This is a genomic window from Sulfuricurvum sp. (assembly GCF_028681615.1).
GTDB lineage: Bacteria > Campylobacterota > Campylobacteria > Campylobacterales > Sulfurimonadaceae > Sulfuricurvum.
On the sequence record NZ_JAQUHV010000001.1, the window covers coordinates 275,022 to 289,659 of the forward strand.

A 14,638-nucleotide genomic window follows, 5' to 3' on the forward strand; every position below is an offset into this window, starting at 1 on the left:
TATATTAAAATGTCACTTTTGCATTGCTTTTAAATTTTATCTTAAAGAGTTCATAGAATGTTATATTGGTTTCATAAGGCCCTTGGTATTAATCTGTTTCAGTATATTACGGTCCGTGCAGGTATCGCTTTTTTCATCGGTTTGCTCCTCACTCTCTTTATTATGCCCCGCTTTATCGCTTGGGCACAGCGCTCTGCACGCGTGCAGCCGATCAACGAATACGTCAGCGCCCATCAAGGCAAAGCCAAAACACCGACGATGGGGGGAATCGTTTTTGTCATCTCTACCGTAATCGCTTCCCTGTTGACCGTCAATGTGATGAACCCTTTTGTCATCGGCGGCCTTTTAACCCTCATCTTTTATGCTTACATCGGGTTTACCGACGACTGGGGCAAAATTCGCGGTGCCAACAACCTCGCAGGGCTCAGTGCACGGGCAAAACTTTTCTTGCAGATCATTTTCGGTGTTGCGATCGGTCTATTTTTGATCTACGTCGCGAAATTGGATACCGGTTTTTACGTTCCGTTTATCAAATCAAGCCTTTTTGATATGGGATGGGGCAGTGTCGCATTCTGGGTCCTTGTCATGATTGCGACTTCCAATGCCGTCAACCTCACCGACGGACTCGACGGGCTGGCTACCGTACCGTCGATCTTTGCCCTCCTTTCTTTGAGCATTATCGTCTATATCGTCGGGAACGCCGCCTTGGCACACTATCTTTTGATGCCGAAAATTCCTGCCGGAGAGGTAGTCGTCATCGCTGCGGCATTGACGGGATCACTCATCGGATTTTTGTGGTTCAACTGCCATCCGGCGCAAGTATTTATGGGGGACAGCGGTTCTCTCACAATCGGAGCTTTTATCGCGTATATGGCGATTATCGGGAAAAGTGAACTGCTCCTGATCCTCATCGGCCTTATTTTCGTTATCGAAACCGTCTCGGTTATCTTACAAGTCGGCAGTTACAAACTCCGTAAAAAAAGGGTCTTTTTAATGGCACCGATCCATCACCATTTTGAAATGAAACAGTGGGCAGAGAACAAAATCATCGTCCGTTTCTGGATCATTTCGCTTCTCTCTAATATTTTTGCACTCATTACCTTGAAGATCCGATAATGGAAAAACACAACATCGCCTGTTTCGGATACGGCAAAACAACCCGGGCAATTGCCAAACTTTTAGGTCCGTGCACTTTTTTCGATGACAAAGTGACAAAACCTTTTACCGATGACGAGGGAAATTCTCTCAAACCCGTCAGTGAATTTGACACCCGTCTCTTCACCCATGAGATCCCATCACCTGGATTTCCGCCGTCTCATCCTCTCATTCAGCAGGCATCGCACCTCATCAGCGAGTATGATTTTTTTGCCCCCCAAATGCCGTTTTCGATCTGGATCAGCGGTACCAACGGCAAAACGACCACAACCCAAATGGTAGAGCATCTGCTCAGCGATAAAGGGGCGATCAGCGGCGGAAATATCGGCACTCCGCTTGCAGACATGTCCCCTGATGCCCCAATCTGGATTTTAGAGACCAGCTCATTCAGTATGCATTACAATACTATCGCCCGTCCGAACATCTATGCTCTTCTTCCTGTGACCCCTGATCATGTCAGCTGGCACGGAAGTATGCAGGCCTATTATGATGCCAAGCTCAAACCGCTTAGCATGATGAAAGAGGGAGAAGTGATCATCCTCCCAAAAATGTTTGCCGATGCCCCGACCAACGGATTCAAAATCATCTACGAAAATGAAAAAGATTTGGCAGAGTATTTCGGTTTTGATACCGGTAAAATCAAATTTAAAGGGGCATTTTTAATGGATGCTCTGATCGCAATGGGGATCGATAAAATTCTTTATGACCGCTGTGATTATGACCGTATCAATGCCTTTATCCTCGATCCGCACCGTCAGGAAGAGTTCCGTGATTCTCGTGACCGTCTTTGGGTCAATGACTCCAAAGCGACCAACATCGATGCGACCCTCGCCGCTTTGCGTACCTACAGCGACCATAAGATCCATTTGGTTTTAGGAGGAGATGATAAAGGGGTAGAACTCGAAGAACTCTTCACGCCGCTGAAACGTTACGATGTAGACGTCTATGCCATCGGTTCGAATGCACTCCGTCTTGAAGCACTCTGCAAGCAATACAATATCCCCTGTATCCTATGCAATACTCTCGATGTTGCCGTAGAGCAAATCAGCAAAAAGCATAATCGACATAGTATCGCTATGCTCTCCCCTGCCGCTGCAAGTTTGGATCAATTCAGCTCTTATGCCGAACGCGGAAATCTATTTAAACAATACGCGATCGGAACTTGTCCCGATTCACAACGCTAACGCTAAGTTTCCTTCGGCAGGAAGCCCATATTTTCTATTTTGAGTTTTAAAAAGCGGCCAAATTATCGCTTTTTACCTCTTAAGCTTGTTTTTAAGCTTACCTAGCTATAATTTCGGCCTCACAAAAGTGGCCAATTAGCTCAGTCGGTAGAGCAGTAGATTGAAAATCTGCGTGTCCTTGGTTCGATTCCGAGATTGGCCACCACCCACTTTATTTCAATACCCACCCAACATACAAATCAAATAACGTTATTCATGCAATGTATCTTGCTTATAAAAGTTCCAACAAAATTGCTTAAAAATTAATCGTTTAATCCCCTTTTGATCGTCATAATTTCACTATAATTTTTTCATGTAGAAAATTCAGGGGGAATATATCTCCCAATATTGTCAATAATATGGATGCTAGGGTTCCGACTGAAAAGTGCTGGTCCGAGAGCATCCGGCCTCGTAAGCGGCTACACGGAGGGATAAAAGCCCGGGAGAGAGATATTTCTCCCCGTTTTTTCTCAAAAACCGTTTAGGAGTCATTATGAGAGTTACAAAAATAAGTTTATTGGCGTCGTTGTTGTTATGTACGTCATCTTTTGCTATCGACAACATAGAAGTTACCGGAGCCGGTAAATTCTTTTACGGCACTGTAGACGGATCGCCGGATGGGACGAACCGTCCTAATCTATTTAACAAAGAGGGTGCTTTCGCACAATTCGGGATTGATATGGGTGTCGGTGCCGAACTCGGGGCCGGATTCAAAGGAAAAATCGCCGGTACCGGATTAGCAACGGCGAATATGGGCGGAAATATCGCCAATGCACCAAGGGCAACCGGGATGATGGGAAGCCAAGTCTGGTTAAGCGAAGTGTATGTCAGTAAAAATGTATTGGATAAAACTGCAGTAACTCTTGGGCGCCAGAGCCTTGATACCCCTTTTGCTTTTACCGAACTTTGGAATATCGCGTCTAATACTTTTGATGCTGTCTTAGTTGAAAATACCGATTTATCGGATACGACACTTCTCGGAGCCTATATCGACAAAGGAAACGGAGTGAATGGTTTCGCATCCGTCAATCCGGCTATTACCGACTCAGGAAGATTAAAAAATCCATTCAAGAAGTTTTATGAAGGAGCCTATGTCGTAGGTGCCAAAAACAAATCTTTGAGCGGCACTGAACTTCAAGCATGGTTCTATGAACTCAAAAATACGGCTAAAGCGTACTGGATTCAAGGAGACACGGAGTATTCCGGAATGACTTTTGGTGCTCAGGCAGCCGTATTGAACCCGGATAATACACTCGCTACGTCTGCTAATTCGAAAGCATTTGCAGCTAAAATCGGATATACCGGTATTGAAAACCTCACGTTAAGCGCCGCTGTTTCCCAAACGGATAAAGACGGATCGGCAAACTTTCAAATCGCCAACTTGGCTACCGGCGGCAACGGCGGTGCACAATCAAAACTTTATACTGAAGCATGGTGGAATTTCGGCTATGTAGGTGCAGCAGGGGCGACCGCCTATAATGTAACCGCTCTTTATAACATTCCTGATATCGTTGCTCTCGGGTTCTTTTATACCGATGTTAACCAACGTGCAGAAAACGGTAATAATGATATGAGCGAATATACGGCAACTGCAGCTAAATCATTCGGTTCACTGGACACAACCCTCGCGTATGTCTACTCTAAAGCCAATGACTATAACGATGCAAAATACTACAATAACATTCAAGTGTATCTAACGTATAAATTTTAATCCAACTTCTTCAGACCGCTTCGGCGGTCATTTTAATCTTTATACATATCTAAATTATATATAAAGTATATCTTTTATATATGTATATATAAGTGTTTAAGAGAATAGTGAAAAGAGAATTTTTTTGCAGCTACAGCAGGCTGGATAAACAAACCTGCTGATGAGAGTTTAGAATATGGGACTTTTTATTTTAAATAATTTCTCCATCCGCCTAATGCCGTGATCTCCTTTGCCCCGTCAACCGCGTATCCCTCGCAAAGGAATCCTTTGACGACTGTGCCATCGGCCAATATCAGGCTCCCCAATGATAATGGCGGCGGAACTCCGTTAAAAAAGGAGCCGAACTGTTCAGAGGGGATATCCCAAAGTTCAACTTCAATGTGAGACCCCCCTTCGCGTACATGGATCAGACCGGGACGCGGAGGGCTAAAACTTTCCAGAGCAAAAAAGCGGTACTGCGGTGCGGTGGAAGCTTTCTTCACCATTTTTGCCCCACGACCGGTCAATTCATGATTCAAAGGAAGACCGGACATGTGCGCTCCGCAAACAGCCAATGTCACTGTTTTTGGCTTGCACGTTTCGATCAGGCCGCTTGTATATCCTGACGATGCATGCAGTTTTGCACCGACACTCAATAGCGAATGTTCATTCCAAGCCGGTGCGGCAAGGGTCACGCCAAACGGCAATCCCTCAGGGGTAAATCCTGCAGGGACAGCGCATGCGCTCAGATCAAGCAGATTCATAAAATTGGTGTAATAGCCGAGATTCGTATTCAAAGCAAGCGGCTGTTCCCGAATTTCATCCCGGCGGTAAATTGTTCCGGCCGTAGGAGTCATGATCATATCAACTTCAGCCATGATGTGATCGCTCAATTTCTTGAGTTCACTGAGGCGGTAGAATCCTTCGAACGCGTCTATCGCACTCGGTTTGGTACCTGAGAGGATAATCCCTCGGGTCACGTCCAGCATCGCGTCGCTCTGCGTTTGTGCAAACTCTTTGATTCCGCAGTAGCGCTCAGCGATCCACGGTCCATGATAGAGCAATTTTGCACACTCCATAAAAGGGGAAAAATCGATCTCGTATCGGACTCCTCCTAATGATTCGAGTTTTTGAACACTCTCCCAAAACAGGGATTCATAGGCACCATTCCCAAAAAATTCCAGTTGATCCTCTCTCGGTACCCCAAAGCGAAACGTCCCTCCGAATGGAGTGATACAGCTTTTCGGACGCGAAAAGGAGTCCTCCTCATCAACGATACTGCACAGATCATAAACACGCCCGGCATCTTCACAGTTTTGTGCAAATATGGCGACACAATCGAGACTTTTACATGCGGGAACAACGCCTCGGATACTCAAGGCGCCCCGTGTCGGTTTTAATCCGACGATGTTTCCGAACGCGGCAGGGACACGACCCGAACCTGCCGTATCGGTACCCAGTGAAAATGGGACAATTCCCGCAGTCACGGCCAACGCGGATCCGGAACTCGATCCTCCGGAAATATAATCGGGATTAAATAGGTTGATCCCTTCCCCATAAGGGCTTCGTGTCCCGACAAGTCCTGAGGCAAACTGGTCCAGATTGGTCTTTCCGATCGGAATCGCACCGGCTTGGATCAACTGTTCAACCACAAACGCATGTTCACTCGGGAGGTAAGAAAATTCTGCACATCCCGCCGTTGTGTTCATCCCCGCAACATCAATGTTGTCTTTGACGGCAAACGGGACGCCGTACAACGGCAATGAATTAGGATCCCGCGATTCCAAACGGAGGAAATACGGTTCAAGGAATGATGCATCCGCTTTTGTAATCCAAATATTTTTATCATCGTAGTGTTTAGAACTGTCGAGGCAGTTTTGTATTACCTCTCTGACAGAACGGCCTTTTACCCGATACTGATGCAGATAATCACCTATCGTTTTCAGTTGTCTCATCCTAACCCTCCTTGTGAACTGCGTTCCGCAAAATGCAGGCCCACGACTCCAAGCCCGATCATTGCAATGCTGGCCAGTTTAACCGGGTTGGAAGATTCACTGAAATAGGCAATCCCTATTACCGTCACCATGACCGTCCCTGCACCCGTCCAGATCGCATAAACCGTACTCATCTCAATTTTTTTCATCACAAACGGCATTAAGACAAATGCCATTGCATAAAAGACAAAAATCATAACCGTCGGAAAAATCTTTTGCATTCCATCCGACAGTTTCATCGACGTCGTCCCGGCCACTTCCAGTAAAATGGCTAACGCCAGTAAAATCCAGCTGTTCATTGCGCACCTTCAGTTTTTATAATGACAAGAGTATGTCCGGTATGAACGGTATCGCCTTGTGTGCATAATATTTCGACCACTTCTCCAGTGACAGGAGACTCGATCATCACTTCTGATTTCATCGCCTCGATGACGACAAGGGTATCCCCTTCCATCACACGGTCGCCGATTTTGACCGAAATTTCCCATACATTGCCCGATAGAAAACTCGAAACAGCTTCACACCCCGCAGGAACTTCCGCGAAATCGCTCTCATCATTCGTCTCGAGCGTTTCGCTCACATAAGCCGAAATCCCCGACGCTTCCCATCGTTCGCGTTCTTCCTTGAAGGACTCCTGCTGGACTTGTTTGAATGCGGCAATCGATTCGCTGTTCGCTTCCAAAAATCCGAGATACTCCGCCAAAGAGAACTCTCCCTCTTCGATTCTCAATGAGAAGGTCCCGTTGATAAAATCTTTTCTCATTTGGACCAGTTCGTCTTGGGCAACCGGATAGAAACGGATACGGTCGAAAAATTCCAATAGCCACGGTTTCCCCGGTTTGAAATCAGTTGTCGATTTATACCGGTTCCACATTTGTACGGTCCGTCCGACGAACTGGTATCCGCCCGGACCTTCCATACCGTAAACACACATATACGTACCGCCGATTCCCACCGCATTTTCCGGTGTCCAGGTGCGTGCCGGATTGTATTTGGTCGTCACCAGGCGGTGGCGAGGATCGACAGGAACGGCGACGGGAGCGCCCAAATAGACATCTCCGAGGCCCATAATCAAATATTCTGCCTCAAAGAGAACATTTTGGACATCCTGGATACTTTCCAGTCCGTTCATCCGTCGGATGAACTCGATGTTGCTCGGACACCACGGTGCATCGTTACGAACCGACTGCATGTACTTCTCAATCGCCAGTTTCGTCGAGGGATCATCCCACGAAAGCGGAAGGTAGACCGTGCGGCTTGGGACGACGATATCCCGGGTAGTCGGCATGTGTGCAAGTTCGTCCTTGATTCGACTCAATAACTCACTCAGAGGGAGTTTCTGACTGTCATAGTGAACCTGCAGCGATCTGATTCCCGGAGTAAGGTCTATCAATCGGGTATCCTCCGCGGCTTTGAGACGGCGCATCAGTTCATGCACTTGAAAACGCAGCGTCAGATCAAGTTCCATAGGACCAAATTCGATCAGAATGTTATGATCTCCTGACAAACGGACCCGAACCGTATCATGGCGATCATTTTCAGCAATTTCCGCTACGATCGGATCGACAATCGTTGGCGCCGGAAGAGTCGGCAATGATCCATTCAACGTTGCGATCTTTTCTTCCAGTTCATGTTCCATTAAAACGGCATCATCATACGCCATCGGAACGAATCGGACTCTGTCTTTTGGTCCCAACTGCCCCATTTTCCACAATTCCGCTCCGATAATCGTTACCGGACAGACAAAACCGCCCAGACTTGGACCGTCAGGGCCTAAAATGACCGGCATATCTCCCGTAAAGTCAACCGTTCCGATTGCGTAGGCGTTATCATGCAGATTGGAAGGATGCAGCCCCGCCTCTCCGCCGTCTTCTCTCGCCCAAAGAGGCTTTGGTCCGATGAGACGGATTCCTGTACGGTTCGAGTTATAGTGCACTTCCCAATCGATTGCAAAGAAAGTCTCGATGTATTCCTCTTTAAAAAAATCAGGCGCTCCGTGCGGTCCGTATATAACCCCGATTTTCCACTCTTTGGCCATTTGCGGGCGCAGTGCGGCATCAAGGACTGCCGGAGTTTTCTCCGTATCACTGCCATACGTACTCAGCTGATCCCCGATCTGCAAGATACGCCCGCCATGACCTCCGAACTCACCCAGGGTAAATGTCGCCGTGCTTCCAAGATATTCCGGTACCTTAAATCCACCGTCAATCAGCAAATAGGTACGGGCGCCCTCTCCCTCGATGATCCCCATTTTCAGGACATCGCCCTCAGCAATATCGATCGTTTCCCAATAAGGTACCTCTGCTCCGTTGAGCTGAGCCTTCATCACGGCTCCAGCAAGGACAATCCGTGTCGGAAAATGAAATTTTAGCGTCGATCCCGTCACCGTCATTTCGAGGCCGGGAGCTTTGTCATCATTCCCTAGGAGACGATTGCCCAAACGAAATGAGAGTGAGTCCATCGGACCTGAGGGCGGTACACCGATATCCCAGTAGCCGATCCGTCCGGGAGCCGATTGGATCGTTGTATGGGTCCCCGGTTTGATCACTTCGACGATATCAGGCGAATAGCTGAGTGTTCCCAGATACTTCGTCGTCTGCTCCCCTTTCGCAAAGACCTCCTGTCCTAATACAAAATCCAGATATCCGAGGTTCGTTACAATCCCATACAGAGTCGTTTCTCGAAGTGCCGAAATCATCGATTCTATCGCTTCGGTACGTGTGGATGCATGTACGATAAGTTTGGCGATCATCGGATCATAATACGGAGAAATGGCACTTCCGCGTTCGATCCATGTTTCGCAGCGTACCCCCTCAGGCCATACCACTTCGCTCAAAATCCCGGAGCTTGGCTGGAAGTTCTTCAGCGGATCTTCCGCATAGACACGGACTTGAATCGAGTGGCCGTTAGGCTCAAAATGTTTTGTCAACGTATCACCCAGTTCTCCGGCGGCTTCGAGAATCATCCACTCGACCAGATCCACACCGTAGATCTCTTCCGTTACCCCATGTTCGACCTGCAATCGTGTATTGACTTCGAGGAAATAAAATTTTTCTTCCGTCGTGTCATACACAAACTCGACCGTCCCCGCAGATTTGTACGATGCGGAACGTGCCAGATTCACGGCAGCAGTGCGCAATGCATTTCTAATCTCCTCGGATAATCCCGGTGCCGGCGTCTCTTCGATCACTTTTTGGTTACGGCGCTGGAGAGAACAGTCACGTTCTCCCAGTGCGATCACATCCCCTTTCCCGTCACCGAAGATCTGTACTTCGATATGGCGGGCGGAGGCTACGAATTTTTCGAGGTAAATTCCCCCTTGAGAAAAATTGCTTTTGCTGAGACGTCCAACCGATTCAAATCCGTTTTCGAGCTCATCGGCGCTGTAGCACAGCTGCATTCCGATTCCGCCGCCTCCGGCAGTGCTTTTGAGCATTACCGGATAGCCGATCGTTTCGGCCGCGTTCAGAGCATCTTGGACGTTTTCGAGCAGTTCAGTCCCCGGCAGCAGCGGAACGTTTTGGGCTTTTGCCATAGAACGCGCCGTATGTTTAAGACCGAATTCTTCCATATGCCGAGGTGTCGGACCGATAAAAGCGATCCCCTCTTCCGCACATCGGCGTGCAAATGCCGCGTTTTCACTCAAAAAGCCGTACCCGGGATGAATCGCTTCCGCTCCGGTATCTTTGGCCGCCTGAATGATTTTATCAACATCCAAATAGCTCTCTTTGGCTGGCGGTTCACCCAAACATACCGATTCATCGGCCATCATCACATGAAGCGATCCGGCATCGGCATGCGAATAGACCGCAACCGAACCGATCTGCATTTTTTTAAGTGTACGGATGATGCGGCATGCAATCTCCCCACGGTTGGCAATCAGCACTTTTGCAAACATTTTTTTTCCTCACATGAAAAATTTATCAATTCTTATCAAACAGGTTTATAAATACTCAATCGAACAGGACTCGGATTAAAGGCATTGCACGGGTTATTCAATTGCGGGCAATTGGAGATCAAAACCAAGGTATCCATCATGGCAAACAACTCAATCGTACTTCCCGGACTCGATATCCCATCGATGATCGCCAATGTCCCGTCTGCTTCGACCGGTACATTCATAAAAAAATTGATGTTGCTCACCAGATCACGCTTATCCATCCCCATCTGTCCCAAGGCCAAAAGGTAATTATCCCGGCATGAATGCATATCGAGTTTGTCCAGCGCATAGCGGACGGTATTGCTCTCGGCACTGCATGCGCCGCCCAGCGTATCGTGACGCCCGCAGGTATCACTGATCACTTTCATCATTGTATTTCCCAGATTGGAAACCAGCTCTGTCCCGGTTTCGACAAAAATATTTTTTTGTCGTACGATCGTTTGCGGAGCGCTGTAGCGTTCGGTTACGTCGTTAGCATTGTAAAAAAGGGTATCCACCGCCTGGCATCCTTCCAAATCGACGATGTGCAGTACTTCTCCCGCTTTGACAACACGGTACCACGGTTCTCCGGCAGGAATGGTTTCATCATAAATAGGTTCGTTTATAGTCAAATCGACCGTAATCATCTCAGACATTTCTGCCCCCTTGGATAAACTGTTTCATATAGTTTTTGGTATTTACAAATGCACGCTCGCTTCGTTCCGAGTCGATCACACACATGTCATCGGCTGCCGCCTCTTCGCCCTGATACACGATCAGATTGACCGGTTTGACATCATACGATTGATTCGTACTCAACACATGCACCGTATTCGAAAGAATGACCAAGACATCCATCTCTGCACGCAATTCGATAAAACTTCCCGCAGGTACCGTATCCTCACGATAGATCAGCTCACCGCCCTCACCGATTCGAGCATCGGAAAAAAGATTGAGACACGGCATAATGTCGCGGCGCCCCATTCCGTATTTACCAAGTTCCACCAAAAAATTATCGAAATCGTTTTTGTAATAACAGTTACGCTTGGTCTGATAGTTTCCGATTCCGCAGAGTTTTTCGACATCGGCAGCCATTGTGTAGCCGCAAACCGTATCATGGGTTTCACAGCTGTCGGCAACAATCGACATCAAAACACGTCCCATATCCGAATAAAGCGCTTTGCCCTCTTTGAGATAGGCATTGTATTGAATCTTGACCGTATCGGCGGCGTTATACCGCTCTGTCCGTTCATGCACATTATAAAAAAGTGCGGATAAACCGCTGGTAGCCTCTGTGTTGACGATACGCAGAACCTGTCCTTTTCGGATGATTTTACTCCAGCGCCCGCCTCCGACAAGTACTTCATCAAAGAGGACCGTCTCAGGCAATAGTGGTTTCATGTTTTTCGACATACTCTTCTCCTTTATTATTTCGTTTGTTTTTATCCAGTTTAATATCATTGACGACTGTAGCACCGTATGCGTTCGGTGCCTGAGGATCGTGTCGGACTTTATCAAAGACCAGCAACCGAGTCCCCAGTTCAAATGCCTCTTTTACGTCATGCGTGACCATAAAAACGGTCAGACCATACGTTTTCCATAATCCCCGGACAAGCTCTTGCATGTCCGCTCTGCTTCCCGGGTCCAATGCGCCGAACGGTTCATCCAGCAGCAAAATCTTGGGTTTTTTTACCAACGCCTGAGCGATTGAAAGACGCTGCTGCATCCCGCCGGAGAGTTCGGATGGATATTTGAGCGCCGATTGCTCCAATCCGACCGATTTCAACATCTCCATTGCTTCCTCTTTGATTCTGCGGCGTGTGCTGCCGAAGACTTTGCCCAGAAACGGAGAGTGTTCCATTTCCAACCCTAACATCACGTTTTCCAAAGCCTTCAGGTGTGGGAACAGCGTGTATTTTTGAAATACAACTCCACGGTCGCTCCCCGGCTCTGAGGAGAGTGGTTCCCCCTCCAGCAGAATCGTTCCGCGTGATGGGGAATCTTGTCCCAACAGCATCCGTAAAAAGGTACTTTTACCGCATCCGGATGGTCCGATCAGAGTACAAAATTCCCCTTTTTCGATTGTAAAGTTGAGTTTTTCAAGAATGACATTATCATCGTACGTTTTCCATACATTGCGTATTTGCAGATAACTCATCACTTCTCCTTCCGATACCATGGAAATGCTTTACGGATAATCACTGCGAGTATCCAGTCCATCAAAAAGGCCAGCAGCGTAATCCATGCGACATACGGCAAAATCACATCCATCTCCATGTAACGGCGCATCAAAAAGATCCGGTAACCCAACCCTTCCGATGAAGCTATCGCTTCCGCCGTGATCAGGAAAAGCCATGCCGATCCCAATGAGAGTCTCAAAGCATCCAAAAGGCGAGGCATGACATGCGGTAAAACCACACGTACAATAATCTGCCATGTCGACGCACCAAGCGTTTGCACTTTGATTAACAGCTCTTCGGAAAGTTCCATAGAGCGCTGTTGCGTGTCACGGATCAAAAACGGAGCGACTCCGATCGCGATCAGCGCCACTTTAGCCGACTCTTCCATACCAAATAACACTAACAAAATAGGCAATATCGCAATCGGCGGTATCAACGATACTGCCGAAGAAAACGGTGAAAGGAGTGCGCGAAACAACGGCAACGTCCCTTGAATAATCCCTAAAACCAAACCGACAGCAGCCGCAATTCCCAGACCCTTTGCGATCCGGGTAAGACTTGCTATCGTATCGGTGTATAAAATCGGCTCTTCCGTCAGTTCGTCCGGCTCCATCACCATCGTTTTGATGGCATCTCCGAGTGCTTCAAATGTCGGGAGAAGCTTGTCATCCGGGTTCAATGCATGACGTGCATCCGCAGCAATCCAATAGACCAACCCGATAATCACAAACGGCAGTATCTTTAAAAGCGGTGTAAACCGTCCAGCGTTCAGATTGATCATACGCATGGATTACAGTTTCCCTTCTGCCGCTTGTTTCATATACTCCGAAGTAAATCGAAGTTTTATATTTTTGGTGTTCCCGAGCGTTTTATTCGCCGGGAATGTCATCCCGATAAAGCCTTCATTTTTAGCTTTGCTTCCTAAGAGCCCATGGGCAAATGAAAATTTGCTCACATCTCCCATCGTCGTGATGAGTTTAGGATCTTCCGTAAACTTTTGGGCTTCAGCGGCCGTATAAAACATTTTCGTGGTTGTGAGCTGTGATTGATAATCTTTGAGCGAGGCCCCTGAAGCTTTTGCCATCAACGTCCGTGCTTCAACCCCTTTGGCATCGTTTTTAGACATAATGCCCATGATCTCATACCATGCACCGGTCAACGCTTTACCCAGTTTTGGATTGTCTTTGAGAGTTTGAGTGTTGACGACCATCATGTCGATGATCTCTCCCGGGATTTTGCTTGAGTCAAATAAGAGTGTCGCATTCGGAACTTTTTTGACTTCACTTAGTTGAGGATTCCATGTCACAACATTTTTCATTGAAGGTGAATTGAACGCCGAAACGATATCCGCATCAGACGTGTTGATCGTCTTGACATCTTTGGCACTTAGCCCTGCAGAAGCCAATCCGCGCTCCAAAAGATAATGCGAAACCGAATACTCGACCAGATTGATCTTTTGACCTTTGAGATCTTTCATGCTTTTGGCACTTTTGGATACGATCCCGTCATTTCCGTTTGAGTAGTCTCCGATAATAACGGCTGTCGAATCTACCCCTCCCGCGGCAGGGATCGTCAATGCGTCCATATTCGTCATTACGCATCCGTCGAACGATCCTGCGCTGTATTGATTGATCGATTCGACATAGTCATTAAGCTGAACGACATCGATTTTAATACCGTATTTATCGGCCCATTTTTTGACGATCCCTTTTCGAGCACCGTAATCCCACGGCATCCAGCCGGCATAAATGGTCCATGCAACTTTAAAGTGGGTTTTTGGAGCGGCAAACGCGGCAGACGATGCAACAGCAAGCGCTAAAACGGCCAGTGAAAGACGAGTAGAGAGTTTTGGTGATGTGTGTTTGATTGAGCCTGCAGCAGATGTGCACTGAGTGAATGAATGTGTCATAAAATCCTCCTAAACGGTATATCGAGAAAAAACGGGGAGAAATATCTCTCTCCCGGGCTTTTATCCCTCCGTGTAGCCGCTTACGAGGCCGGATGCTCTCGGACCAGCACTTTTCAGTCGGAACCCTAGCATCCATTTATTGAACAATATTGGGAGATATGTTCCCCCCGATTTTTCTACATGCAAGAATTATAATAAAATAGAGAGGGTCATGATGGATAACACTGATTAATTTTTAATCAGTTGGATACAAGTAGTAAAATTCTATTAGTTTTGTCTCTATACTACACCTAGCATCTGCATAACATTATTTAATAAATTTTTAACTTAAAAAAAATCAGCCTGAGAATTAAGAAATAATTGAATATCATTATTTCATGCAAATTATCCTTTTATTATTATTTTTCTGCTTTGTATTTCACCTAGATTCTATATTTGTATCTATTAGGGTTATTCAAGATGCCTAAAATATGTAGTATTCCTAAAAAAACAAGCTTTAAGATGGAAGAAGTTTCAATATTTTGTTCGGTTAGATTGATAGACTGTCATAAGAGTGTCGCTACGCGTT

General features: G+C 47.0%; 11 protein-coding genes, 1 tRNA gene and 2 riboswitches. Of the genes, 4 read left to right on the forward strand and 8 right to left on the reverse strand.

Features of this window, described 5'->3' with window-relative positions:
- Nucleotides 1-57: 57 nt before the first annotated feature.
- The 4 genes from mraY to PHE37_RS01475 all read left to right on the forward strand — a co-directional run bounded on the left by mraY (nucleotide 58) and on the right by PHE37_RS01475 (nucleotide 4,089).
- Nucleotides 58-1,116 (forward strand): phospho-N-acetylmuramoyl-pentapeptide-transferase, encoded by a 1,059-nt coding sequence (mraY, locus tag PHE37_RS01460; protein WP_300008116.1) that lies wholly within the window; start codon nucleotides 58-60, stop codon nucleotides 1,114-1,116.
- The gene (murD, locus tag PHE37_RS01465; RefSeq protein WP_299997372.1) at nucleotides 1,116-2,339 is read left to right on the forward strand and encodes a UDP-N-acetylmuramoyl-L-alanine--D-glutamate ligase; all 1,224 of its coding nucleotides are present in this window, start codon (nucleotides 1,116-1,118) and stop codon (nucleotides 2,337-2,339) included. Before mraY ends, murD begins: the two co-directional genes overlap by 1 nt.
- A gap of 129 nt (nucleotides 2,340-2,468) precedes the next feature.
- Nucleotides 2,469-2,544, forward strand: a tRNA-Phe gene (locus PHE37_RS01470).
- A 189-nt stretch (nucleotides 2,545-2,733) separates the two neighbouring features.
- Nucleotides 2,734-2,826: riboswitch (guanidine-I (ykkC/yxkD leader) on the forward strand.
- A 45-nt stretch (nucleotides 2,827-2,871) separates the two neighbouring features.
- Entirely contained in the window at nucleotides 2,872-4,089 is a 1,218-nt protein-coding gene (locus PHE37_RS01475) for a hypothetical protein (protein ID WP_299997369.1), read from the forward strand.
- A 185-nt stretch (nucleotides 4,090-4,274) separates the two neighbouring features.
- Here the strand turns inward: PHE37_RS01475 and atzF are convergent, their stop codons facing one another.
- Genes atzF through PHE37_RS01515 form a run of 8 tightly spaced genes read right to left on the reverse strand, consistent with a single transcriptional unit; the run spans nucleotide 4,275 to nucleotide 14,070 of the window.
- Entirely contained in the window at nucleotides 4,275-6,023 is a 1,749-nt protein-coding gene (gene atzF, locus PHE37_RS01480; protein WP_299997366.1) for an allophanate hydrolase, read from the reverse strand.
- The gene (locus PHE37_RS01485) at nucleotides 6,020-6,361 is read right to left on the reverse strand and encodes a multidrug efflux SMR transporter (protein ID WP_299997363.1); all 342 of its coding nucleotides are present in this window, start codon (nucleotides 6,359-6,361) and stop codon (nucleotides 6,020-6,022) included. Before PHE37_RS01485 ends, atzF begins: the two co-directional genes overlap by 4 nt.
- On the reverse strand, nucleotides 6,358-9,960 hold the full coding sequence (gene uca / locus PHE37_RS01490) for an urea carboxylase (protein ID WP_300008118.1): 3,603 nt from the start codon (nucleotides 9,958-9,960) through the stop codon (nucleotides 6,358-6,360). The genes PHE37_RS01485 and uca overlap by 4 nt, the downstream gene beginning before the upstream one ends.
- A gap of 35 nt (nucleotides 9,961-9,995) precedes the next feature.
- Nucleotides 9,996-10,637 carry an urea amidolyase associated protein UAAP2 gene (locus PHE37_RS01495; protein WP_299994222.1) on the reverse strand — a complete coding sequence of 214 codons (642 nt, stop codon included), beginning with the start codon at nucleotides 10,635-10,637 and terminating at the stop codon, nucleotides 9,996-9,998.
- Nucleotides 10,630-11,394, reverse strand: coding sequence for an urea amidolyase associated protein UAAP1 (locus PHE37_RS01500; RefSeq protein ID WP_299994220.1), 765 nt, complete (start codon nucleotides 11,392-11,394; stop codon nucleotides 10,630-10,632). Before PHE37_RS01500 ends, PHE37_RS01495 begins: the two co-directional genes overlap by 8 nt.
- Nucleotides 11,363-12,139 carry an ABC transporter ATP-binding protein gene (locus PHE37_RS01505; RefSeq protein ID WP_299994219.1) on the reverse strand — a complete coding sequence of 259 codons (777 nt, stop codon included), beginning with the start codon at nucleotides 12,137-12,139 and terminating at the stop codon, nucleotides 11,363-11,365. Before PHE37_RS01505 ends, PHE37_RS01500 begins: the two co-directional genes overlap by 32 nt.
- Complete coding sequence (locus PHE37_RS01510; protein WP_299994217.1) at nucleotides 12,139-12,948, reverse strand: ABC transporter permease; 810 nt, start codon at nucleotides 12,946-12,948, stop codon at nucleotides 12,139-12,141. Before PHE37_RS01510 ends, PHE37_RS01505 begins: the two co-directional genes overlap by 1 nt.
- A 3-nt stretch (nucleotides 12,949-12,951) precedes the next feature.
- A complete protein-coding gene (locus tag PHE37_RS01515) occupies nucleotides 12,952-14,070 on the reverse strand; it encodes a putative urea ABC transporter substrate-binding protein (protein ID WP_299994214.1) in 1,119 nt (372 codons plus the stop codon).
- A gap of 47 nt (nucleotides 14,071-14,117) precedes the next feature.
- Nucleotides 14,118-14,210, reverse strand: a riboswitch (guanidine-I (ykkC/yxkD leader).
- Nucleotides 14,211-14,638: the final 428 nt, after the last annotated feature.

Excerpts from the sequence above, each read along its gene's own strand:
- PHE37_RS01485 (WP_299997363.1), bottom strand. The coding sequence starts at position 6,361 with ATGAACAGCTGGATTTTACTGGCGTTAGCCATTTTACTGGAAGTGGCC.
- PHE37_RS01475 (WP_299997369.1), top strand. The coding sequence starts at position 2,872 with ATGAGAGTTACAAAAATAAGTTTATTGGCGTCGTTGTTGTTATGTACG.
- PHE37_RS01510 (WP_299994217.1), bottom strand. The coding sequence starts at position 12,948 with ATGCGTATGATCAATCTGAACGCTGGACGGTTTACACCGCTTTTAAAG.
- PHE37_RS01515 (WP_299994214.1), bottom strand. The coding sequence starts at position 14,070 with ATGACACATTCATTCACTCAGTGCACATCTGCTGCAGGCTCAATCAAA.
- PHE37_RS01505 (WP_299994219.1), bottom strand. The coding sequence starts at position 12,139 with ATGAGTTATCTGCAAATACGCAATGTATGGAAAACGTACGATGATAAT.
- PHE37_RS01500 (WP_299994220.1), bottom strand. The coding sequence starts at position 11,394 with ATGTCGAAAAACATGAAACCACTATTGCCTGAGACGGTCCTCTTTGAT.
- atzF (WP_299997366.1), bottom strand. The coding sequence starts at position 6,023 with ATGAGACAACTGAAAACGATAGGTGATTATCTGCATCAGTATCGGGTA.
- PHE37_RS01495 (WP_299994222.1), bottom strand. The coding sequence starts at position 10,637 with ATGTCTGAGATGATTACGGTCGATTTGACTATAAACGAACCTATTTAT.
- uca (WP_300008118.1), bottom strand. The coding sequence starts at position 9,960 with ATGTTTGCAAAAGTGCTGATTGCCAACCGTGGGGAGATTGCATGCCGC.
- mraY (WP_300008116.1), top strand. The coding sequence starts at position 58 with ATGTTATATTGGTTTCATAAGGCCCTTGGTATTAATCTGTTTCAGTAT.
- murD (WP_299997372.1), top strand. The coding sequence starts at position 1,116 with ATGGAAAAACACAACATCGCCTGTTTCGGATACGGCAAAACAACCCGG.